This window comes from Mycobacterium sp. C31M, from assembly GCF_053345865.1.
This window is the reverse complement of the sequence record NZ_JBKFAX010000010.1, coordinates 192,800-214,070: the sequence shown is the minus strand read 5'-3', so window position 1 is coordinate 214,070 and position 21,271 is coordinate 192,800. Positions and strand designations below refer to the sequence as shown.

Annotated in this window: 21 protein-coding genes and 1 riboswitch; of the genes, 15 read left to right on the top strand and 6 right to left on the bottom strand. The window is 67.3% G+C overall.

Going from position 1 to position 21,271, the window contains the following annotated elements; translation table 11 throughout:
* Positions 1-18: 18 nt before the first annotated feature.
* A complete protein-coding gene (locus ACLBYA_RS17245; RefSeq protein WP_447710638.1) occupies positions 19-495 on the top strand; it encodes a DUF7700 domain-containing protein in 477 nt (158 codons plus the stop codon).
* On the opposite strand, the gene ACLBYA_RS17240 is transcribed toward ACLBYA_RS17245, so the two are convergent.
* A complete protein-coding gene (locus ACLBYA_RS17240) occupies positions 482-1,816 on the bottom strand; it encodes an NtaA/DmoA family FMN-dependent monooxygenase (protein WP_447710637.1) in 1,335 nt (444 codons plus the stop codon). The genes ACLBYA_RS17245 and ACLBYA_RS17240 overlap by 14 nt on opposite strands.
* 8 nt (positions 1,817-1,824) lie before the next feature.
* Positions 1,825-3,153: an NtaA/DmoA family FMN-dependent monooxygenase gene (locus ACLBYA_RS17235; RefSeq protein WP_447710636.1), complete on the bottom strand. Its 1,329-nt coding sequence runs from the start codon at positions 3,151-3,153 to the stop codon at positions 1,825-1,827.
* 107 nt (positions 3,154-3,260) lie between these two features.
* On the opposite strand from ACLBYA_RS17235, the gene ACLBYA_RS17230 reads away from it, so the two are divergent.
* The 10 genes from ACLBYA_RS17230 to ACLBYA_RS17185 all read left to right on the top strand — a co-directional run bounded on the left by ACLBYA_RS17230 (position 3,261) and on the right by ACLBYA_RS17185 (position 14,653).
* Complete coding sequence (locus ACLBYA_RS17230; RefSeq protein WP_447710635.1) at positions 3,261-4,472, top strand: acyl-CoA dehydrogenase family protein; 1,212 nt, start codon at positions 3,261-3,263, stop codon at positions 4,470-4,472.
* A 24-nt stretch (positions 4,473-4,496) separates the two neighbouring features.
* Positions 4,497-5,591, top strand: a complete 1,095-nt coding sequence (locus tag ACLBYA_RS17225; protein ID WP_447710634.1) for an NADH:flavin oxidoreductase — start codon at positions 4,497-4,499, stop codon at positions 5,589-5,591.
* Positions 5,592-5,673: 82 nt separating this feature from the next.
* Positions 5,674-7,194, top strand: a complete 1,521-nt coding sequence (locus ACLBYA_RS17220; RefSeq protein ID WP_447710633.1) for an ABC transporter substrate-binding protein — start codon at positions 5,674-5,676, stop codon at positions 7,192-7,194.
* The gene (locus ACLBYA_RS17215) at positions 7,191-8,147 is read left to right on the top strand and encodes an ABC transporter permease (protein ID WP_447710632.1); all 957 of its coding nucleotides are present in this window, start codon (positions 7,191-7,193) and stop codon (positions 8,145-8,147) included. The genes ACLBYA_RS17220 and ACLBYA_RS17215 overlap by 4 nt, the downstream gene beginning before the upstream one ends.
* A gap of 1 nt (position 8,148) precedes the next feature.
* Positions 8,149-9,045: an ABC transporter permease gene (locus ACLBYA_RS17210; protein ID WP_447710631.1), complete on the top strand. Its 897-nt coding sequence runs from the start codon at positions 8,149-8,151 to the stop codon at positions 9,043-9,045.
* Positions 9,038-9,850: an ATP-binding cassette domain-containing protein gene (locus ACLBYA_RS17205; protein WP_447710630.1), complete on the top strand. Its 813-nt coding sequence runs from the start codon at positions 9,038-9,040 to the stop codon at positions 9,848-9,850. Before ACLBYA_RS17210 ends, ACLBYA_RS17205 begins: the two co-directional genes overlap by 8 nt.
* Before the next feature lie 10 nt (positions 9,851-9,860).
* Complete coding sequence (locus ACLBYA_RS17200; protein ID WP_447710629.1) at positions 9,861-10,679, top strand: ABC transporter ATP-binding protein; 819 nt, start codon at positions 9,861-9,863, stop codon at positions 10,677-10,679.
* Positions 10,680-10,698: 19 nt separating this feature from the next.
* The gene (locus ACLBYA_RS17195) at positions 10,699-12,003 is read left to right on the top strand and encodes an NtaA/DmoA family FMN-dependent monooxygenase (protein WP_447710628.1); all 1,305 of its coding nucleotides are present in this window, start codon (positions 10,699-10,701) and stop codon (positions 12,001-12,003) included.
* Between the two features lie 146 nt (positions 12,004-12,149).
* Positions 12,150-13,262: an LLM class flavin-dependent oxidoreductase gene (locus ACLBYA_RS17190; RefSeq protein ID WP_447710627.1), complete on the top strand. Its 1,113-nt coding sequence runs from the start codon at positions 12,150-12,152 to the stop codon at positions 13,260-13,262.
* On the top strand, positions 13,259-14,653 hold the full coding sequence (locus tag ACLBYA_RS17185) for an NtaA/DmoA family FMN-dependent monooxygenase (RefSeq protein WP_447710626.1): 1,395 nt from the start codon (positions 13,259-13,261) through the stop codon (positions 14,651-14,653). Before ACLBYA_RS17190 ends, ACLBYA_RS17185 begins: the two co-directional genes overlap by 4 nt.
* On the opposite strand, the gene ACLBYA_RS17180 is transcribed toward ACLBYA_RS17185, so the two are convergent.
* Positions 14,587-15,690, bottom strand: a complete 1,104-nt coding sequence (locus ACLBYA_RS17180) for a DUF1214 domain-containing protein (protein ID WP_447710625.1) — start codon at positions 15,688-15,690, stop codon at positions 14,587-14,589. The two genes, ACLBYA_RS17185 and ACLBYA_RS17180, sit on opposite strands and share 67 nt — an antisense overlap.
* Positions 15,687-16,262 (bottom strand): TetR/AcrR family transcriptional regulator, encoded by a 576-nt coding sequence (locus ACLBYA_RS17175; RefSeq protein WP_447710624.1) that lies wholly within the window; start codon positions 16,260-16,262, stop codon positions 15,687-15,689. Before ACLBYA_RS17175 ends, ACLBYA_RS17180 begins: the two co-directional genes overlap by 4 nt.
* Before the next feature lie 28 nt (positions 16,263-16,290).
* On the opposite strand from ACLBYA_RS17175, the gene ACLBYA_RS17170 reads away from it, so the two are divergent.
* The gene (locus ACLBYA_RS17170) at positions 16,291-17,535 is read left to right on the top strand and encodes a sulfotransferase family protein (RefSeq protein ID WP_447710623.1); all 1,245 of its coding nucleotides are present in this window, start codon (positions 16,291-16,293) and stop codon (positions 17,533-17,535) included.
* Between the two features lie 71 nt (positions 17,536-17,606).
* Positions 17,607-17,960: a ferredoxin gene (fdxA, locus tag ACLBYA_RS17165; protein ID WP_447710622.1), complete on the top strand. Its 354-nt coding sequence runs from the start codon at positions 17,607-17,609 to the stop codon at positions 17,958-17,960.
* Between the two features lie 3 nt (positions 17,961-17,963).
* Here fdxA and ACLBYA_RS17160 read toward each other — a convergent pair whose 3' ends face one another.
* Both ACLBYA_RS17160 and ACLBYA_RS17155 read right to left on the bottom strand, forming a co-directional pair.
* Positions 17,964-18,635 (bottom strand): GAP family protein, encoded by a 672-nt coding sequence (locus ACLBYA_RS17160; protein WP_447710621.1) that lies wholly within the window; start codon positions 18,633-18,635, stop codon positions 17,964-17,966.
* A gap of 13 nt (positions 18,636-18,648) precedes the next feature.
* A complete protein-coding gene (locus ACLBYA_RS17155) occupies positions 18,649-19,617 on the bottom strand; it encodes an LLM class flavin-dependent oxidoreductase (RefSeq protein ID WP_447710672.1) in 969 nt (322 codons plus the stop codon).
* Positions 19,618-19,626: 9 nt separating this feature from the next.
* Here ACLBYA_RS17155 and ACLBYA_RS17150 point away from each other — a divergent pair, with 9 nt between their 5' ends.
* Together ACLBYA_RS17150 and ACLBYA_RS17145 are read left to right on the top strand one after the other, a co-directional pair.
* On the top strand, positions 19,627-19,995 hold the full coding sequence (locus tag ACLBYA_RS17150; RefSeq protein WP_447710620.1) for an STAS/SEC14 domain-containing protein: 369 nt from the start codon (positions 19,627-19,629) through the stop codon (positions 19,993-19,995).
* A gap of 4 nt (positions 19,996-19,999) precedes the next feature.
* Positions 20,000-20,193: riboswitch (cobalamin riboswitch) on the top strand.
* 32 nt (positions 20,194-20,225) lie between these two features.
* Positions 20,226-21,269, top strand: coding sequence for an ABC transporter substrate-binding protein (locus ACLBYA_RS17145; RefSeq protein WP_447710619.1), 1,044 nt, complete (start codon positions 20,226-20,228; stop codon positions 21,267-21,269).
* Positions 21,270-21,271: the final 2 nt, after the last annotated feature.

The window sequence follows — 21,271 nt, the reverse complement described above, 5'->3', positions numbered from 1 at the left end:
GCACCGTAGCGTGACCGGATGGCTGCACCCCCGTTCACCACGACCCGGCTCGGCAAGCTCTACGAGGGCGACCCGCTGCCCGTCGTGGTCGAGGCGACCACCTACTACCCCGCCGGCGCAATCACATTCGGGGTGGAGGGCCGGGCGCTGTTCGAGGACGGTGATGCCGCGCCGTGGGCGGGCGGTCCGACACTGCATGTCTTCGAGACCGCCACCGGTCTGGAGCATCTGCGTTTCGACGCCTTCCCCGGCGAGGAGCACTATCACTACCTGACCCCCGGTGTGCAGAACCACTGGGTCGGCTTCGACACGGTCGCCGACGGCGATTTCGTGGACTGGCTGCTGGACCGGGTCCGCCACAAACTACCCAGCCTGCTGCGCTTTGCCGGCGCGGACCGGCTCGCCGACCAGGTCGACGCCCGGGCCCTCGGAGAAGTGCTCGACACCGTGGAAGCACATCTGCGCAGCCGCGACCTTCAGCTCACCGCCGGCTGAGAAGTCCGGCTGCCGGCACCGGCAGACCGAGATGTCCGCGCAGCGTGGTCGCCTCGTACTCCTTGCGAAACAGCCCGCGCCGCTGCAACTCCGGCACCAGGTGATCGACGATGAGATCCAGCCCGTCGGGATAGAAATCGTGGTTCAGGTTGAATCCGTCGGCGGCGCCCTCGGTGAAGAACGCCTCGATTTCATCGGCCACCTGCTCGGGTGTACCGACGACCATGCGGTGACCGCCGCCGGCGATGTGGCGATCGACCATATCGCGCACCGTCAGGTTCTCGCTGCGCGCGGTGTGTAGTACCGAATTGGCGAAGCCGAAACTGGTCGGCGTCCATTCCGGGGCGTCGATCAGTTCCCAGGGCGGTTGCTTGTCCAAATCCAGGCTCTCGATCGGCAGGCCGAGCTGGTTGGCCAACGAGGCCAGAGCGTCGACACTGTCGGTGTTCAGGCCGGCCAACTCATCCCGGCGCCGCCGCGCCTCGGCCTCCGTGCTACCCAGCACCGGCCACAGCCCCGGCAGGATCAGCACCTCATCGGGATCGCGGCCGTACACATCGCGCGCCCTGGACTTGACCTTGCGGGCAAAGTCCTTGCCCTGCGCCAGATTGTGCTCGGCGCAGAACACCGCGTCGGCATGTTTGGCGGCCAGGTCGATACCCTGTTCGGAGGCGCCGGCCTGCAGCACCACCGGGTGTCCCTGCGGTGAGCGCGGCACCTGGAACCAGGTGTTGAGGCGCAGATGTTGGCCGGCGTAGTCCACCTCGCGGACCCGCGTCAGCGCCGTCAACTCCCCCGATTCCTTGTCCCCGACCAGCGCATCGGGATCCCAGGACTGCCACAGTGCCTTGATCACCTCGATGGCTTCGTCGGCAAGACCGTACCGGGTGTCCCGGTCGGGATGCGCGTCCCGGCCGAATTGTGCACCGGCGCGCGCGGATTGAGTGGTCACCACATTGATGGCGGCCCGGCCGCCCGACACCAGGTCCAGCGAGGACGCCAGCCGCGCGATGTGGTACGGATGCCGATACGTCGAGGACACGGTGGCCACCAACCCGACATGTGTGGTGGCACGGGCGATCGCGGTCAGCACGATGAACGGGTCGATCGCATTCCACGGTTTGGCGAAGTCCTGCTGCCCGAATCCGTATGTCTCGGCCAGGAACACCCCGTCGAGCAGACCTCGTTCGGCGGTGCGACCCAGGTTCTCCCATTCGGCGATGTCCAGGAAACCCAGCGGGTCGTCGCGCAGGCGCCAGCCGCCCGGGGCGCGTCCGAGGGCGTTGGCGTTGACGTTCAGATGTAACTGTCGGGTGCTCATGATTCCTGTCAGGCCGTCGCCGCCGCGGCCGCGGTGCCGGTCGGTATCCGGGGCAGGCCGTAATGCCCACGCAGCGTGGTCGTGTCGTATTCCGTGCGAAAGATGCCGCGGTGCTGTAGTTCCGGGACCAGATGATCGGCGATCTGTTCCAGCCCGGAGGGGAAGATGTCGAAGTTGATGTTGAACCCGTCGGCCGCGCGTTCGGTGAACCACAGTTCGATCTCGTCAGCCACCTGCTCGGGCGTCCCGACAATCGCATTCTGGGCATTCGCCCGGCGCTCCAGGACCTGGCGCACCGTCAGATCGTCGCGGCGTGCCACCGACAGCACCGAGTTGGCACTGCCGATGCTGCGCGGGCGCCACTGCGGGGAATCCACAAAATCCCACGGCAGGGTCTTGTCCAGCGTGAGAAGGTCGGCGGGGATACCGAGATGGGCGGCCAGCGCCGCGACCCCGGCCTCGTCGGCCACCACCGGGCCGACGACATCGGCGCGGCGTGCCCTGGCCTCGCTCTCGGTGCTGCCCAGGGTGATGTTCAGACCGGGCAGTACCAGCAACTCGTCAGGGTTGCGGCCATGAGCCACCGCCCTGGCCTTCAGGTTTCGGTAGAACGCCTGCGCGGTGGGAATGGTGTTGGCGGCGCAGAACACGGCGTCGGCGTGCTGGGCGGCCAGCTCGATGCCCAACGGGGAGGCACCGGCCTGCACGATCACCGGGCGACCCTGCACCGACCGGGGGAACTGGAACTTCGCGCTGAATCCGACGTGCTCGCCGTCGAAGTCGACTGTCGGCACCCGGCTTGTGTCGACCAGGTCACCGGTGACCGGGTCGGCGATCCAGGCGCCGTCCTCCCAGGAATCCCAGAGCTGCTTGACCGCGAGCAGCACCTCTTCGGCCCGGCCGTACCGGAACTCGCGGTCCGGCAGGGGTGTGCGGCCGTAGAGCGCGGCGGCCGTGTCATCCCCGGAGGTGACGATGTTGACCGCGGCCCGCCCCCCGGAGGCGATGTCGAGGGTGATGACCCGGCGCGCCACGTCCCACGGGTGGTAGAACGTCGCCGACAGGGTGGCGACCACACCGATATGCGTCGTCGCGCGGGCGATGGCGGTCTGCAGCATGAACGGTTCGAAGGCATGCCAGGGCTTGTCGAAGTCGGTGTCGCCGAGGTGGTCGGCAAGGAAGACGGCGTCGAGCAGTCCGCGCTCGGCGATCTGCCCGAGATTCTCCCAGGATGCGAAATCCAGGAACCAGTCCGGCGGATCACTGCGCCGCCAGCTGTTCGGCGGCTTCGCCAACCCGTTGCCGTTGACGTTGAGATGCAGTCGCCGCGCTGTCACCACTTCACTGTCCATTGCCCCGGCGGATCGATGAACGAGAAGCGGCTACCGATTCCGTGAAGCGAATCTTCGTTGATCCACCGCGGTGGGGCCCCGACACTGATCTGATGACCGAACTTGCCGAGGCCAGGACGACCGCCGTGCGCTACGGCTCCCCCGAGTTGCGGGCGCTGATCGACGATATCGGCGCGGGCGCCATCGGGCGTGACGAACGCGATGAACTGCCCTACGAGGCGATCGAGGCGGTCAAACGCGCCCGACTGGGTGCACTGCGGGTGCCGGCGGAGCAGGGTGGCGGCGGGGCGACGCTGGTCGAGGCGTTCCGGGTGTTCATCGACCTGGCCGCCGCGGATTCCAATGTGGCGCACATCATCCGCAGCCACTTCGGAGTGGTGGAGAACCTGCTGCGCAGCACCCGACCCGAGGATGCCCGGTGGCGCGAACGCGTCGCGGCAGGTGACCTGATCGGTTCGGCCTCCACCGAATTGAGCGCCAAGGCCGGGGCCACCGATACGCCCTACCTGACCACCGTCACCTCGACACCGCGCGGGCTGCGCCTCAACGGCACCAAGCACTACACCACCGGCAGCCTGTACATGGACTGGCTGATCGTCGGCGCCACCGATGTGGACGGTGAAAAAGTCGAGGTGATCATCCCGACCGACCGGCCCGGCGTGGTCCGCACCAACGACTGGGACGGGTTCGGGCAGCGGTTCACCGGCAGCGGCACCGTCACCTTCGACGATGTTGCCGTCGAGCCCGGAGACTATTTCGCCAAGGGCACCTTCGCCCGCGACGCGCTGCCGTACCGCTCCACGTTCTTCCACATCCAGCTCAGCGCGATGATCACCGGCATCCTGCGCCGGATCGCCAGCGACGCCGTCGAGCAGGTGCACCGCAAATCACGGCCGTTTTACCACGCCGTCGAGGACACGCCGGCCGATGACCCGATCGTGGCCTACAGCGTCGGGCTGTTGCACAGTCAGGCATTCGCCGCCGAATCGATGGTGCTCAACGCCGGGGCGGCGCTCACGGAGGCCTACGCCGCGCACGGCACCCCGGCCGAACCCGAACTGTCACTGCGGGCCTCGCTGTACAACGCCCAGGCCAAGGTCGTCATCGACGAGATCGCCAACCGGGCGGCCTCGGAACTGTTCGATATCGGCGGCGGCTCGCTGGTGCACCGCAGCAGGCACCTGGACCGGCACTGGCGCAATATCCGCTCGATCGCCGCGCACAACCCGAAGACGCTCAAGGCGGTGGCGGTCGGCCGATATGCCCTGAACGGGACCCCGCTGCCCAATCAGGGATTCTTCTGAGCGGTTCTCGGGTTGTATGTGTCCGTGGCCATCGATGATCTCTTCGCCCCGCTGACCGTCCGTTCGCTGACGGTGCCCAACCGCTTCGCGATGGCGCCGATGACCCGGCGCGCCTCGCCGGACGGGGTGCCCGGCACCGACGTCGCGGAGTACTACCGCCGACGGGCCGCCGGCGGGGTCGGGCTGATCATCACCGAGGGCGTCCGGTTGGCCGACCCGGCCGCGGGCTTTCCGGCGTCGATCCCGACCATCGCCGGTGACGATGTGCTGGCCGGGTGGTCCCGTGTGATCGATGCGGTGCACCGGGAGGGCGGCACGATCGCGGCGCAGCTGTGGCATCAGGGCGCCGAGCGTGAGGTGTCCGACGGGGTGGTCGCGCTGAGTCCGTCCGGTGTGGACGGACTGGGCAGGCCGAAGGGGCGCGCGCTGGACCGCGACGAGCTGGGTCAGGTGGCCGGGCAGTTCGCCGATGCCGCCGCCACCGCCCGCGGTCTCGGCTTCGATGCCGTCGAGCTGCACGGTGCCCACGGGTACCTGCTCGACGAGTTCTTCTGGGCGAAAACCAATCTGCGCACCGACGAATATGGTGGGCCGCTGGCAGCGCGGACCCGCTTCCCCTCCGAAGTGGTGACCGCGGTGCGGACCGCGGTCGGCCCGGATTATCCGATCATCTTCCGCTACTCACAGTGGAAGGGCACCGATTACGCCGCGTCGATCGCCGACGATCCGATCGAACTGACCGATCTGCTGGCCCCGCTGGTGGCCGCCGGCGTCGATGTCTTCCATCCGTCCACCCGCCGCCACTATGTGCCCGCCTTCCCCGACACCGATGCCGAGTTGAGCCTGGCCGGCTGGACGAAGAAGGTGACCGGACTGCCGGTCATCGCGGTCGGTTCGGTCGGCCTGCAGACCCAGTTCCGCAGCGAGAAACCGGGCCAGCTGATCGAACCCGAGTCCGCCGACCGGCTCGTCGCGCAGTTCGGGGCGGGCGAATTCGACATCGCCGCGCTGGGGCGGGCGCTGCTGGCCGATCCGTCGTGGGTGAACCGGTTGCGCGACGGCACGCTGGACGGTTTCGCCGGGTATGACCCGGAGAAAGCGTTGTCCGCGCTGGCCTGAGAGCCGACCGTTAAGTAGATCCATTTCGAATCTGTAGACGAACAATCTGGATGCGGTGTGCTCAGCCGGGTTGGCTGAAGCCATGATTCGACGAGTCGCCGCCATCAAGCGTGCCCTGGCGTTGGCGCTCGCCGCCGCCGTCGCGGCCGGTCTCACCGCCTGCGGCAGCGCAGCAGACAATGCCAGCCTGGTGCGGTGGGCGGTGATCATCCCGCCCGACTGGGACCCGGTGCTGACCAGTTCGCACTATCCGCAGTACTACACCAATCTGGTGTACGAACCGATCCTGTCGATCACTCCCGAGGGCAAGCCCGGACCCGGTCTGGCCGAGAGCTGGGAATACAACCCGCAGGGCACCGAACTCACGCTCAAGCTGCGCGCGGGTAACACCTTCACCGACGGCACACCGGTCGACGCCGAGGCCATCAAGGCGTTCTTCGAGCGGGCACTGGGTGACCCGGAGTCGGCCCGCAAGGTGGACTTCGAATCCGTCGAATCGGTGACCGCCGATGACGAGCTCACCGCCACACTGCATCTCAAGCGTCCCGATTACGGCATCCTGCTGCGGCTGGGCCCCAAGGCCGGCCAGGTGCCCAGCCCGGCGGTCGCTGTCGAGGAGCTCAAGCAGAACCCGGTCGGGGCCGGTCCGTACAAGGTGACCGAGTTCGTCGAAGGCGATCACGTCTATCTGGAGAAGAACCCGGACTACTGGGATGCGGCCAACATCAAGGTCGACCGGATCGAGTTCTATCCCAAGCCCGGTCCTGCGCAGGCCACCGCGTCGGTGACCTCGGGTCAGTACGACCTGGTCAACGCGATCGACACCGGAACCCAGCGGTCGGCCGAAGGGGTCGAGGGCGTCAAGGTCTTCAGCCCCGCCGGCAACAACAACTGGTACATCAACGTCAACGTGGCCCGCGCCCCGTTCGACAACCCGGAGGTGGTGCGGGCGCTCAACCTCGGCATCAACCGCGAGGAGTTCCTGGCCAAGGCGGGCAACGGGATCGGCGCACCGTCGGCCCAGCCCTACCAGGAGGGCGAGATCGGCCATGTGCCCGCGCTCGACAACCCGGAGTACAACCCGGAGAAGGCCAAGAGCGTATTGGCAGCGGCCGGCTTCCCGGCCGGCGCGATCAGCCTGACGATCCCGATCGCCGCGGAGAACCAGGCCCAGGCCGAGGTACTGCAGTCACAGCTCAAGGCCATCGGCATCAACGCCGATATCCGGGTGCTGCAGACCGATGCGATCTCCAAACTGGCGTTCACCAAGTCCCAGGAGTATCCGCTGCTGGTGTCCGGGACGCACAACTACCTGGACCCGCTGCAGACCTTCAGCCAGCAGTTCTCCGCCAAGGGCAACGTCAACGTCAGCGGTAAGCAGCCCGCGGACTTCGACCAGCTGCTCTACGTGGCGGCCGCGACCCCGCTCGACGCGCCGAATTACGAAGCGGCCGTGCAGGCCTTGGCGACGTCATCGCTGAACTTCGGTTCCAAGATCTACCTGTACACCTATCACTACGCCTACGTGCAGTCCGACAAGATCTCCGACTTCCCGAGAACCCCAGGCAGTGTCAGCTTCAAGGGCGTGACGGTGTCGCCGTGACACGAATCTCGCTGGTGGTGCTGCGCTGGCTCGCCGTGCTGGTGCCGGTCTTCTTCGCGGCCACGTTCTTCACCTTCCTGCTGGCGGTGATCTCCGGGATCGATCCGGTGTTCGTGGTGCTCGGGGAGAATCCGACGGAATCCGCGGTCGCCGAGCTGACCACGAAATGGGGTTTGGACAAGCCGTTTTTCGTGCAGTACTGGGAGTGGCTGGCCGGCATCTTCACCGGCGACTTCGGTTACAGCTGGGTGTCGCAGGCCGCCATCGGTGATGTGCTGGTGCGCCGGGCGCTGATCAGCTTGCAGATCGCCGCCGTGGCACTGCTGATCGGTGTGGTGGTCGGCACCGCCCTGGGCGTGCTGGCGGTCAAGTACCACAAGTCGTGGCTGGACCGGTCGGTCACGTTCTTCACCACGGTGATGTCGGTGCTGCCGGCGTTCATCATGGGCATCGCGCTGATCCTGGTGTTCGCGGTGGCGCTGCCGGTGCTGCCCTCGGCGGGGTACAGCTCACCCAATCAAGGCTTCTGGCCGTGGTTCTCGCATATCGTGCTGCCCGCCACGGCGCTGAGCCTCGACCTGATCGCCGATGTGGCCCGGCAGCTGCGCACCTCGATCCTCGGTACCCGGGACGAGAACTATCTGCTCGGGGCGAAGCTCAACGGGTACTCGGGAACCCGGCAGCTGTGGGCCTATTCGATCCGCAACGGCGTCGGGCCGGCGATCACGCTCGTCGGGCTCAAACTGCCCAGCCTGATCGGCGGGGCCGTCATCACCGAGACGATCTTCGGAATCCCGGGGCTGGGCATGTACGCCGCCGACTCGGCGCTGGCCGGTGATGTGCCCGCCGTCCAGGGGGTGCTGGTCATCTGCATCGTGGCCGTGGTCGGCTTCAACTTCCTGATCAACTCACTGCTCAATGTGCTTGCCCCGGCCGGGCAGAGGGGGGTCTGACATGACTGCGTGGATCCGGTACGCGGCGCGCAAACGCAGCGGCCAACTCGCGCTCGCACTCGTCGTGGGTCTGGTGCTGATCGGCGCGTTCGGCACCGTGTTGGCGCCCTACAACCCGCTCGACATCACCGGCGAACCGCTGGCCGGACCATCGGGCGCACACTGGCTGGGCACCGACAACCTGGGTCGCGACGTGCTCAGCCGGATCCTGGCCGGGGCCGGAGTCAGCCTGCTCGGCGGTGTACTGGTCAGTGTCGTGGCGTTTTTCGTGGGCACGCTGCCCGGCATCCTGTCGGTCTATCTGGGCCGCGTCTTCGAATGGTCGAGCCTGCGGTTGATGGACACCGTCATCGCGCTGCCCTTCCTGATCGTCGCGGTCGCGGTCACCGCACTGCTGGGCAACGGCCTGATCCCGGCACTCGTCGTCGTCGGGGTCCTGGTCTCCCCCATCTTCTACCGGGTGTCGCGGTCCATCGCCCTGAACACGATATCGGCCGACTATGTACTGGCGGCACGCCTCTACGGTGCGTCGACCACGTGGGTGGTGTCCCGGCACATCCTGCCCAAACTCATTCCCGCACTGGCGGTCACATTCGCCAACACCGTCGCGGCGGGCCTGATCGTCATCTCGTCGCTGTCATTCCTCGGGATCGGGGTCCAACCGCCGGAACCGACCTGGGGTGGCATCCTGGCCGACACGCTGGGCCATATCAGCCGCCAGCCGCTGGGTCCGATCTTCCCGTCGGTGTTCATCATCATCGCGGTGTGGGCCTTCCACGCCCTGGCCGATCTGCTGCGCGATGCCGAGGCCGATTCGGGGCGGTTGCAGACGCTCGCCCCGGCCGAAGGCCTGGGGAATCCGACTCTGACCGTCGCCGGAAAGGCAAGCAATGACTGAGCCCGTGATCACCGTCGGCAAGCTCTCCCTGGAATCGGATCGACCGATCCTCGACGATGTCAGCGTGCGTCTGGAACGCGGCAAGGTGCTCGGCATCGTCGGTGAGTCCGGCAGCGGTAAGACCCTACTGGTCAAGTCGATCCTCGGGGTGCTGCCGACGACGGTGCGCAGGACATCGGGCAGCATCGAACTGTTCGGCGAGGACGCCGCCGGTTTCGACACCGCGAGGTGGCGCTCGCTGTGGGCGCACAAGATCGGTGCGGTCTTCCAGGATCCGGGCAGCTACCTCAACCCGTCCTATTCGGTGCAGCAACATTTTGACGAGTTCTACCGGGTGGCACTGCAGTTGCCACGTGCCGAGCGTCGCCCGCGGGCGCTCGCGGCGTTGCAGTCGGTCAACATCCGGGACCCCGAGGTGGTGCTGACGCGATACCGCCACGAGCTCAGCGGCGGGACCCTGCAACGCATCCTGATCGCGCTGGCGCTGGCGCGCTCCCCCGAGATCCTGATCGCCGACGAAGCGACCACATCGCTGGATGTCACCGTCGAAGCCGAGGTTCTCGACCTGATCGCCGATCTGCGCGACCGCAGCGCGATGTCGATCATCGTCGTCTCCCACGACCTGTCGGTGGTGTCCCGGCTGGCCGACGACGTGATCGTGCTGCGCGACGGTGTCGTGGTCGAGGCCGGACCGACGCAGACGCTGCTGGCAGCCCCGCAGTCGGACTATCTGCGGCTGCTGATCGACTCGTATACCAAGTACGGCATCGACCGGGTCGATGGCGTGGCGCAGGCCGTGGGTTAGGGGGTTCGTCGTGTTGGAAGTCCGCAACATCGACGTCAGCTACCGCAGCCGACGTAGCAGCACCGACGTCCTCAGCGATGTCAGCCTCACCATCGGCGCCGGCGAGGCGGTGGCCGTCATCGGTGAATCCGGTTCAGGGAAGACGACATTGGCGCGCACCATTCTCGGCGTCGTCACCCCGCGCTCCGGCGAGGTGCGCTTCGAGGGCCGCGATATCACCGATCTGAGCCGCAGCGAACGGGTCGCATTCCGGCGCTCCGGTCAGATCGACTACCTGTTCCAGGACACCCTGCAGAGTCTGGACCCGGCGATCCCGGTCGGTGAGTCCGCGATCGAGCCGCTGCTGGTGCGCGGCGAGACACCGCGCAGGGACGCCCTGGAGCGGGGCCGGGAACTGTTCGACCGCTTCGGGTTACACCAATCGTTGTTCGAGAAGCGGCCGACCCAGCTGTCCGGCGGGCAGCGCCAGCGAATCGGTTTGATACGTGCGGTGATCCAGCAGCCGACGTTGTTGATCCTGGACGAACCGTTGAGCGCACTGGACGCGGCCAACCGGGCCTCGACGATCGACCTGCTCGCCGAACTCAACGCCCAGGGCATCGCACTGCTGCTGATCACCCACGACATCGGTTCGGCCACCGCGGTCACCGGTCGCACCTATGTGCTCTGGCGCGGGCAGATCGTCGAGCAGGCCGACACCTGGGAGCTGATCCGCACACCGCAGCACGACTATTCGAAACTGCTCGTCGGATCGGCGGGCAGCCTGCTGCGCGACGGCAGTTCCAAGGAAGAACGGCAGGCGTTGCGGCGCCGCCTCGAACTCGCCTGATCACGGAAAGGTCCGCCAGTTGTCTGAGACACCGCGCTACACGATCATGCTGGGCACCGGCCAGCACAACGCTTGGAAATGGGTGCCGCCGGGCCGCCGCTACCTGGAGTCCTTCGACCATTACCTGCGGGTGGCCCAAGAATCAGAACGGGCCGGAGTGCACGCTCTGCTACTGGCCGACGGACTGTCCCTGGATGCGGCGCGGCAGGTGCCGCGGGCCTTCGAGCCGCTGACCCTGCTGGCCGCGATCGCGGCGCGCACCAGCCGGATCGGGTTGATCCCCACCGTGTCCACCACCTTCAACGAGCCCTACACCGTCGCGCGTGCCATCAACTCGCTGGATAATCTCAGCGGCGGCCGGATCGGGGTGAACCTGGTGACCTCGTTCACCGGCGAACTGAACTACGGCGGCACGCTGCCCCGTCCGCAGGACCGCTACGCACGGGCACACGAGTTCACCGATGTCCTTTGCAAGCTGTGGACCAGCTGGGATACCGACGCCGTCATCGAGGACACCGACTCGGGCCTGTACTACCGGCCCGACCGGGTCCGCACGATCGACCATGAGGGCGAACACTTCCGGGTGGCCGGACCGCTGAATCTGCCGCGGTCACCGCAGGATCTACCCGGTATCGGCGCCGCGGGCAGCTCGGATCTGGGCCGCCAGTTCGCGGCCGAGGTGGCCGATTTCGTCTACTCCGTGCAGCCCAGCAAGCGGATCGCCGAGGACTACTTCAACGACTTGCGCGACCGGGCCCGCACACACCGCACCGACGGGACCCGTCCGACGGTCGTCACCGGCGTCATCCCGATCATCGCCGACACCCGCAGCGAGGCAAGGGAGCTGGCCACTGCGCTGCGTGAGCCCAGCGATTTCGAGGCCGGACGTCAACGTGTCTCGGCGCTGCTGGGTGGAGCGGACCTGTCGGGGCTGTCGCGCACCGACACGATCGACCCCGCGATCATCCCGTCATCCGAGGACATCCTGCGCAGGCAGGGCCGCTACGACATCTTCAAGGGGTTGGCCGTCGACGAGGGGTACACCCTGGAGGAGTTGGTCGACTACGTGGCCAACACCAACGGGCACTGGACCGTGGTGGGTACCGTCGACGATGTCGTCGCCGCATTCGCCGAGCGGTACGACGCGCAGTTGACCGACGGATTCAACATCTGGCCCACCCACTACCCGGGCGGACTGGACACCATCACGGGGCAGTTGCTGCCGGCGTTGCAGCGGGCCGGCTACTTCACCCCGCTGCCCGCCGAGCCGCAGACCTTCCGGCAGCTGTTCACGACCCGCGAACAGGTCGCCGCCTCGACCTGACGTCCGACGAAATCAGGGTGCGCGCATCTCTTGAATGCGCTGGTCGAGCGGGCAGACTGGACGCGCGGGCGCGGACGCGGCGGAATGCCGGGCAGCCGCCGCCCGTTGTGCCCGGCAAGACCGCACCGGCAGTGTGAGGAGATTTCGTGGCTGTTCCCCCTATCCACCTCGGCGTGGCGCTCGACGGCGCCGGCTGGCATCCGGCGGCCTGGCGCGAACCCGATGCACGCCCCACCGAGCTGCTGAGCGCCGCGTACTGGACCGACCTGGTCGTCGAGGCCGAACGCGGCCTGCTCGACTTCGTCACCATCGAGGATGGCCTGGCCCTGCAGTCCGACCATCCGTTCAATCCGGACACCCGCACCGACCGGGTGCGCGGCCGCGTCGACGCGGTGCAGATCGCCGCCCGGTTGGCGCCACGCACCCGCCATATCGGCCTCATCCCGACGGCGATCACCACCCATACCGAGCCTTTCCACCTGTCCAAAGCGATCGCCACCTTGGATTTTGTCAGCAACGGCCGCGCCGGTGTCCGCGTGCAGGTGTCGAGCAACCCCGAATCGGCGGGCCATTTCGGCCGTGCCATCGCCGAGGATGCGCTGGCGGAGGCCGCCGACTACGTGGAGGTGCTGCGGCGGCTGTGGGACAGCTGGGAGGACGATGCCGAGATCAGGGACTCGGCGACCGGCCGGTTCATCGACCGGGACAAGGTGCACTACATCGATTTCGAGGGCCGCTGGTTCTCGGTGAAGGGCCCGTCGATCACACCGCGGCCGCCGCAGGGCCAGCCGCTGGTGGCCGCCCTCGGCCACGGTGAACCGGCCCATCGCCTCATCGCCTCCTCCACCGATATCGGCTTCCTCACCCCGGCTGACCGGACCGAAACCGAGAGTCTGGTAAGCGGATTCACCGATGTGCAGCTGTTCGCCGACCTGGTGGTGTTCCTGGGCGAGTCACCGGCGGCCGCGGCCGCGCACCGTGAACGCCTCGACAGCCACCTCGGTCGTGGCTACATCAGCGATGCCGAGATCTTCGTCGGCACCCCGACACAATTGGCCGACCTGCTGATCGACCGGCACACCACCGGCCTCACCGGTTTCCGGCTGCGGCCCGCGGGGATACCGCATGACCTGCAACAGATCACCGGCGCGCTGGTGCCCGAATTACAACGCCGCGGCGTCTTCCGCACGGGGTATGCAGAGTCCACCCTGCGCGCCCGCCTCGGACTGTCCCGCCCCGCAGATCGGTACGCCTCATGACCAAGCAGATTCATCTCGCCGCGCATTTCCCGGGTGTCAACAACACCACGGTGTGGAGCGACCCGGCCTCGGGCAGTCACATCGAATTCGATTCGTTCGTGCATTTCGCGCAGACCGCCGAGCGGGGCAAGTTCGATTTCCTGTTCCTCGCCGAGGGCCTGCGGCTACGCGAACAGGGCGGGCAGATCTACGATCTCGACGTCGTCGGCCGGCCGGACACCTTCACGGTGTTGGCGGCGTTGGCCGCGGTCACCGAGCGACTCGGTCTGACCGGCACCATCAATTCGACCTTCAACGAGCCCTACGAGGTGGCGCGCCAGTTCGCCTCGCTGGACCATCTGTCCGATGGCCGGGCAGCCTGGAATGTCGTCACCTCCTGGGATGCGTTCACCGGGGAGAACTTCCGCCGCGGCGGGTTCCTCGCCGAGGATGACCGGTATTCGCGGGCGGAGAGTTTTCTGTCCGCGGCGCACACCCTGTTCGATTCGTGGAACGGTGACGAGATCATCGCCGACAAGGACTCCGGTGAGTTCCTGACCACCGGCAGTCCCGGTCGATTCGCCTACCAGGACCGGCATTTTGATATCAGCGGCCGGTTCAATGTGCCGCGCAGCCCACAGGGTCGGCCGGTCATCTTCCAGGCCGGCGATTCCGATCACGGCCGCGAGTTCGCGGCCCGGGCAGCCGACGCGATCTTCTCCCGGCACGGAACATTGACCGAGGGACAGGCCTTTTATGCCGACGTGAAGGGGCGATTGGCCCGCTACGGCCGCCGCCATGATCAGCTGCTGATCCTGCCCGCCGCCACCTTCGTGCTCGGCGACACCGATGGCGAGGCCGCCGATATCGCGCACGAGGTGCGGCTGGCGCAGGTCTCCCCCGCCACCGCGATCAAGTTCCTGGAGCAGCTGTGGAATCGTGACCTGTCCGATCACGACCCGGACGGGCCGCTGCCCTCGGTCGACCCGATCGTCGGGGAGAACACCATCGCCCGCGGCCGGGCCAGTGTGCGCATGCACCGCGATCCGGTGGCCGTCGCCAACGAGTGGCGGGCCAGGGCCGAAGCCGACAAACTGTCCAGCCGTGAGCTGATCATCGAGGTGACCGGCAGGCAGAATTTCGTCGGTTCACCGAATACCGTTGCCGAGCAGATCAACACCCTGGTGCAGGAAGATGCCAGCGACGGATTCATCCTGGTGCCCCATGTCACCCCGGGTGGGCTGGATCCGTTCGTCGACACCGTGGTGCCGCTGCTGCAGGAGCGTGGTGTGTTCCGCACCGATTACGAAGGGTCCACGCTACGTGAGCATCTCGGGCTCGACGGCTACGAGACCTCCGTCGGCGCCGCGTCCACCTTGACCAGCCGCACATCCGGTTTGACCGGTACCTGATCGGCAAGAAACCACCGGAAGGCCAGCGTGCCACGCGGATAGTCCAGTGTGGTCAGCGAATTGGGGTGCGCGGTGACGCCTCGGGACACCACGACGGTGACGGTGCCGTCGGCGTTGGGTATCGCGGTGTGCCCGTTGACCGAGCTGCGGGCGTCCCGCACCCCGGGCACCGCCATGAACTGGTTCCAGACGACCAGGTTCCAGAATCGGCACTGCGGCGGTCGGTGGGTGATCACCAACGCCTCGTCCTCGGCCAGGTCGAAACTGCCGTAGGAGTAACAGGCGTCCCGTGCCGACCAGCCGAAGTTGAAGTCCGGCACCTGATATGGCGCCGCGAAGTCGTTGGCCACCATTTCGGTCGAGTGACCGAGGTTGTGCGCGTCGTCGTTGCGGACCCCGACGGCCATCGGCACGATCGCGAACATCGTCTTCATCCAGGCGGTCGTGGCGCGCAGCGCGGCGGCGGTCTCGTCATCGCCGTGCCGGAACGGATCGGGCTCGGTCAACGCTTCGATATCCCAGGTGACACGCCGCCCGGTGTGCGGATCAGCCTGATAGTCGCGGGTCATCAGGACGGCGGCATCCGGTAGCGGACCCATCTCGAAGGAGAAGTTCCCGTCCGCGTCGAACTGCATATCGTCGTCACGCAGCAGTGTCACGATGCGGTCCGACCAGGCTCCCGGCGACGGTTCGTTGTAGGCGGTCACCGAGAAATACACGCTGTCACCGCGATTGCCGCTGATCCGGTAGCGCCGCGCGGGATCGACCGGGCAGATGTAGTAGATCGCGTCGGTGTTGTCCCCGCCCCAGCGTCGGTCCGGGCGCCACGGTGAGTTCACCTCCAGCCACTGGGGACGACTGGGGTCGGCGAACAGGTAGGTGTCCAGCGCGACACCCAAGGTGGTCGCCAACATGCGGTACCCGTCGCCGATATGCCGGTCGTCTGTGACGGCCTTGGGACCGGCGATGAACGCGTCGTCCAGTCCGCGCAGCGTGTCGAGCAGATCCCGCCAGGCCTGGGTGGATTGATGGGTCACGCACCGATTCCTTTCACTATGAAGACGACGGTGCGCTCGATCCACGCATCGTCGGGGGCCGCGCCGCGGGTGAGCAGCGCCAGCAGGGTCATACCGGCGATCGACTCGGCCAGATCGGCCGCGGTGACATCGGGGCGCACCTCGCCACGAGTCACCGCCGCGTCGAGGTAGGCGCCCAGATCGCGCACCAGGATGTCGCCGAACCGCACCAGCAGCGCGGTGTGCAGCGCCGGGTCAGCCGCCATCTCACCGACCAGCCCGGGCAGCGCGGCGCGCGCCGCGGGCGTGCTCAGGATCGCCAGGGTGCGCCGCAACATCTCACGGATGTCACCGAGAAGCGAACCCGTAGCGGGCAATTCGGTGTCCACACCGAGCGGGAACACCGCTTCGTGCACCAGGGAGGCTTTGGTGGTCCAGCGCCGGTAGATGGCCGGCTTGCTGGTGCCCGCCCGGGCGGCGATCGCCCCGACGGTCAGTTCGGCATAGGAGGTCTCCCCCATCAACTCGACGGTGGCCGCCAGCACGGCGTCGTCGATGCGTGGATTTCGGGGTCGCCCAATCTCTGTTTTCATTACGTGACTGAGAGTAACATAACTCGCTGTGACCGACACCACACCCGCCATCGTCGAACTCGACGACCTTGCCGAACCTCGTTACAGCGATGCGGCACAACAGATCCGTGATCTGATGAGCAGCCTGGCCGCGGAATGCCCGCTCAACTCGGATGTGCTGCACGCCCGCGCCAGTGCCGATACCGGGCTGACCGACTTCGGGCCTGAGGACTACCGCGAGCGCCTCGACCGCTACGTCGCCGAACTGCGCGATGTCGACATGCACGGCCCCGGCATCGTGAACTTCCATTCCCAGCTGGTGCAATGGCTCAAGAACCGGCTGTTGCTGACCGATCTGCTGACCCGCCATCCCGAGATCCACGAGGTCCATCTCCTGGCGCCGGTGGTCATCGCCGGGTTGCCGCGTACCGGCACCACCCATCTGCACAACCTGCTGGCGGCCGCGCCGACGTTCCGCAGCCTGCCTTACTGGGAGGGGGTGGAGCCGTTCCCGCTGCCGGCCGAGGCGGGTCAGGTCCCCGATCCCCGGGTCACCCGGATGGACATGGCGGTGCAGGTGATGGACATCCTGATGCCGCATTTCGCGCTGATGCACGAGATGACCACCGACCATGTGCACGAGGAGATCCAGCTGCTGGCCAACGATTTCTCCACCATGCTGATGGAGACGCTGGTCGATGTGCCACGCTGGACCACCTACTACCGGTCCCAGGATCAGACCGGATCGTATGAGTACCTGCGCACCCAACTCAAGGCGTTGCAGTTCCTGCGCGGCGGGCGCCGCTGGGTCCTGAAATCGCCGCAGCACCTCGAACAGATCGGGGTGCTCGACGCGGTGTTCCCCGATGTGGTGGTGTGTTTCACCCATCGCGACCCGGTGCCGGTCGCGGTGTCGATGATCGCGATGATCACCTACAGCGCTCGCATGTACACCGACCGGGTCGATGTGCCGGGCATCGCGGCGGCCTGGGTCGATCGACTGGGCAACCTGCTGGATGCCTGTGTGCGCCAACGCGACAACATCGGTCCGGATCGGTCTCTCGACATCCGGTTCGACGGTTTCATGGCTGACGAGCTGGGCACCGCCGAGCGGCTGTACGGGCTGGCCGGCGAATCGTTCGACGCACCGGTGCGCAGCGCGATCACCGGCTATCTGCAGGGCCACCAACGCGGCCGGCTGGGCCGGGTCGCGACCTCGGCGCAGATGTTCGGCCTCGACGAGGATGATCTGCGGCAACGGTTTGCGGGATACACGCAGCGCTTCCTGAGTTAGGGACCAAAGTCCTTTCCTGTGGTGCCCTTGGACTCCGGCGCGCGCCGGGCGGCGATTTCTAGTGTCGAATCATGACCTACGTGATCGGCTCCGCGTGTATCGATGTGATGGACAAATCGTGTGTGGCCGAGTGCCCGGCCGACTGCATCTACGAGGGCGCCCGCTCGCTGTACATCAACCCCGACGAGTGCGTCGACTGCGGGGCCTGCAGCATCGCCTGCCGGGTCGACGCGATCGTCTACGAGACCGACCTCGACGAGGACGAGCTGCCGTACATGGCCGATAACGCGGCCTTTTTCACCTCCGTGCTGCCCGGACGGGAAGCACCGTTGGGGGCGCCGGGTGGTGCGCGGGCGGTGGGACGTGTCGGTGTCGATACCGCTCTGGTCGCGGCACAACCGGTGCGCGACGTCCCCGCGCACTGATCGTCATGCGGCGATGGTGGCGATGCCCAGGACCACCATCGCCGCACCGATCAGCACCAGCGCGGCGGTGGTGGCGCGGGTCTGGTGGCGGGCCAGCCGGCTCCGGGCGGCGGCCAGCCAGCGATCGACCATCGCCGGCGCGAACAGGTACCCGGCGACGGGAATGGCGATCGTCGAGGTGGCCACCGCGGTGTACAACAGCACTGCGACCCCGGTGGCCGCCAAACTGACGGCCGCCGAACCGATCAGGTAACCCGCCGTCGCGTTGGCGGCCATCACCTTGAAGTTGGTGAACACCAGCACCGCACCCAGCGCACCGGCGGCCAGCGGGGTGATCCGGGTCAGCGCGATCAGCCAGCGCGGCGCCCGCAGCACGGTGTGGCGACGTGACCAGGTGTAGCCGGCCGCGGCGAACATCGCTGCCGCCAGGGCGATCTGGATCCAGCCGAGCGTCGGCGTCGGCCTCGGGTCGATCCGGTCGACGAGTTCCGGGGCGCGGAGGAACAACACCGTCGCCGCAGCCTGCCCGACCAACGAACCGATCAGGAACGCCAGTCCGGCGGCCCGCGGTCGGGGCGCGTTGAACACCAGCACCAGGGCCGGGATGACCTTCATCGGCGACCAGGCCACCACGATGGCCGGTGCGACCAGTTGGGCGAGCAGTGTTGCGGACACGCGGACCATCGTCCTATCGCGCGGCCGGATCCGACAGGGTTGGAATCATCCGACATTGCCGGACCAGCTCGGTCAGCGCCGCGTCGTCGGTGTCCGGCACGGCGATGGTCAGCCCGTCGCACAGTCCCGCGTACCACTGTCCGAGCACCGCGGGGATCTCGTCGTAGGTGCCCTGCGGGATCAACGCTTCGAGCCCGCCGAGGTCGGTGACCCCGATGAGTTCCAGCTGCCTGCGGTAGGCCGGCGTGCGGTACAGAAAACGCAGCTCGTCGCGGCGGACGTCCCGCAATTCACGCACACCCTCGGCCGTCGCGGCCGCCACCGGCTGCGGGTTGGCGATCAACCTCGTGCCGGCCAGCGCGGGCACGGTCCGGGTGCGCAGGATCGTCGGGTGCGAACTGGTGGGGTGGCAGACGAAGCCGTCGGCCAGTTGTCCAGCCATCGCCACCATGCGTTCATTGACCCCGCCGCACCAGATCTGCGGAGGCGCGCCCTCGAGCGGGCCGGGATTGAAGTACGGCTGCAGCCTGTCGAATGCGTAGTGCGTACCAACGTAATTGAGGGCAGCACCGGTTTGGAAGGCGTGGAAGATCGCCCGCAGCGCACGGATGTAGTCGGCGAGCCGGGCCACCGGTTCGGACCATTGCGCCGAGAAGCGACCGACGATGTTGCCGCGCACCTGCGAGGCGATACCCAGTTGGAACCGGCCACCGGACAGCCGGGCCAGATCCCAGGCCGAGCACGCGGTGATCATCGGGCTGCGCGGGAAGGCCAGCACCATGCTGGTGCGCACGCTCAGGGTGCGGGTCGCCTGCAACGCCAGCGCGGCGACCACGAACGGGTCGTGGATGGTCTCCGAGACGTGCATGGTGTCGAATCCGAGACGTTCCACACGTGCTGCCCAGGCGCCGATATCGGCCGGTCCCGTCGTCGCGGGCGCGGTGGCCACCATTTCCACCCGTCGTTCATAACAGAAGAGGATGCTGAACCGATGATCGAAGTGCTGACCGACATGCCGGCCGGGGTGACCGGCATCCGGGTGTCCGGCCGTATCGACGGGGAACAGATGCGGGCGTTCCAGCCCACCATGGACCAGATCGCCAAAGCCGGCGAGATCCGGATCGTCGAAGTCATCGAGCCCGATTACGAGGGGTTCGGACCCGGCGGGTTGACCGAGGATCTCAAGATGGGCCTCGGTGCACTGCTGCATCATCACTCGGCGTTCAAACGCATCGCCGTGGTGGCCGACCGCGAATGGATCACCCACACCATCCACGCCATCGGCTGGCTCTACCCCGGCGAGATCTCGGTGTTCGGACTCGACCGACTCGACGACGCCAAACAATGGGCGGCCGGCTGAGTGCTAGCCTCCAATCAGCCGTGGTGAACGGGAAGCCGGTGTGAAACCGGCGCGGCCCTCGCCACTGTGATCGGGAATTGCTACCTCCCTTTCCGCCGCGTCCGCGCGGTGGGCCACTGAGACCGACCGGTCTTGGGAAGGTTGGGATGTCGCGTCATACCCGTCAGCCAGGAGACCGGCCACGGCACAGAAGTACCCCATCCACGAGGATCTGGAGAGGCTGGCTGACCGTGGCCCGTTCGTTGTCCCCCACCCGTGCCGCGGTTGCCGCGGCATTCGTGATCGCTACCGTCGCGAGCTGCGCGAGCGACACCTCCGAGCCGACAGGCGAAGCATCCGCCGAGGCGGTGACCGTCGAGAACTGCGGCATCGACGTGAGCGTCAGCGGGCCACCCGAGCGGGTGTACGCCGCGTATCAGCCGGCGACCGAGATCGCGCACGCGCTCGGCATCTCCGACCGCCTGGTCGGGACCGCGTTCCTCGATTCGCAGGTGCTGCCCGAATACACCGACGCCCAGCAGCAGGTGCCCTATGTGCCGCAGCTGCCGAGCCGCGACGGCCTGCTGGCCACCAACCCGGACTTCGTGCTGTCGGGCTACAACAACGTCTTCTCCGAGGGCAGCGGCGACACCAGCGTCGGCACCCGGGCCAGCCTGTCCGAGTTGGGCATCCAGTCCTGGATTCTGAGCCCGCTGTGCCCCAGCGAGGACGGCCTGTCCGATGAGGCCATCGACCCGGCCGCGGTGCGGGTCGACACCATCTATCAGGACCTGCGCGACCTCGGCACGATCTTCGGCGCCGAGGATCGTGCCGAAGAGGTCATCGCCGACCAGCAGGCGCGGATCGACGCGGTCGAGGAGGCTGTCGCGGGCGCGGACCGGCCGTCGGTGGCGATCATGTTGATCGATGACGACGGCGGCTACCGGGTGGCCGGTGGTATCGACTTCGGCACCCAGATCATCGAGCATGCCGGTGGGGTGAACGCCTTCGCCGACCTGACCCAGCGCCGCCACGTCGATGTCGACATCGAGGAGATCATCCGCCGCGACCCCGACGTCATCCTCACCAGCGTCTGCTGCGATATCTCCTACACCGCCGAAAGCGGCGCGCAGGAGGCCGCCACGCTGGCGGCCAATCCTGCGCTGGCCGGGGTGGCCGCGGTGCGCAACGAGCAGGTGCACCCCTATCTGTTCTCCGATCGGGCCGCCGGTGTCCGGGCCGCCCATGCGGTCGAGGTGGTGGCGTCGATCCTGCATCCCGACCGGGTCAACTGACA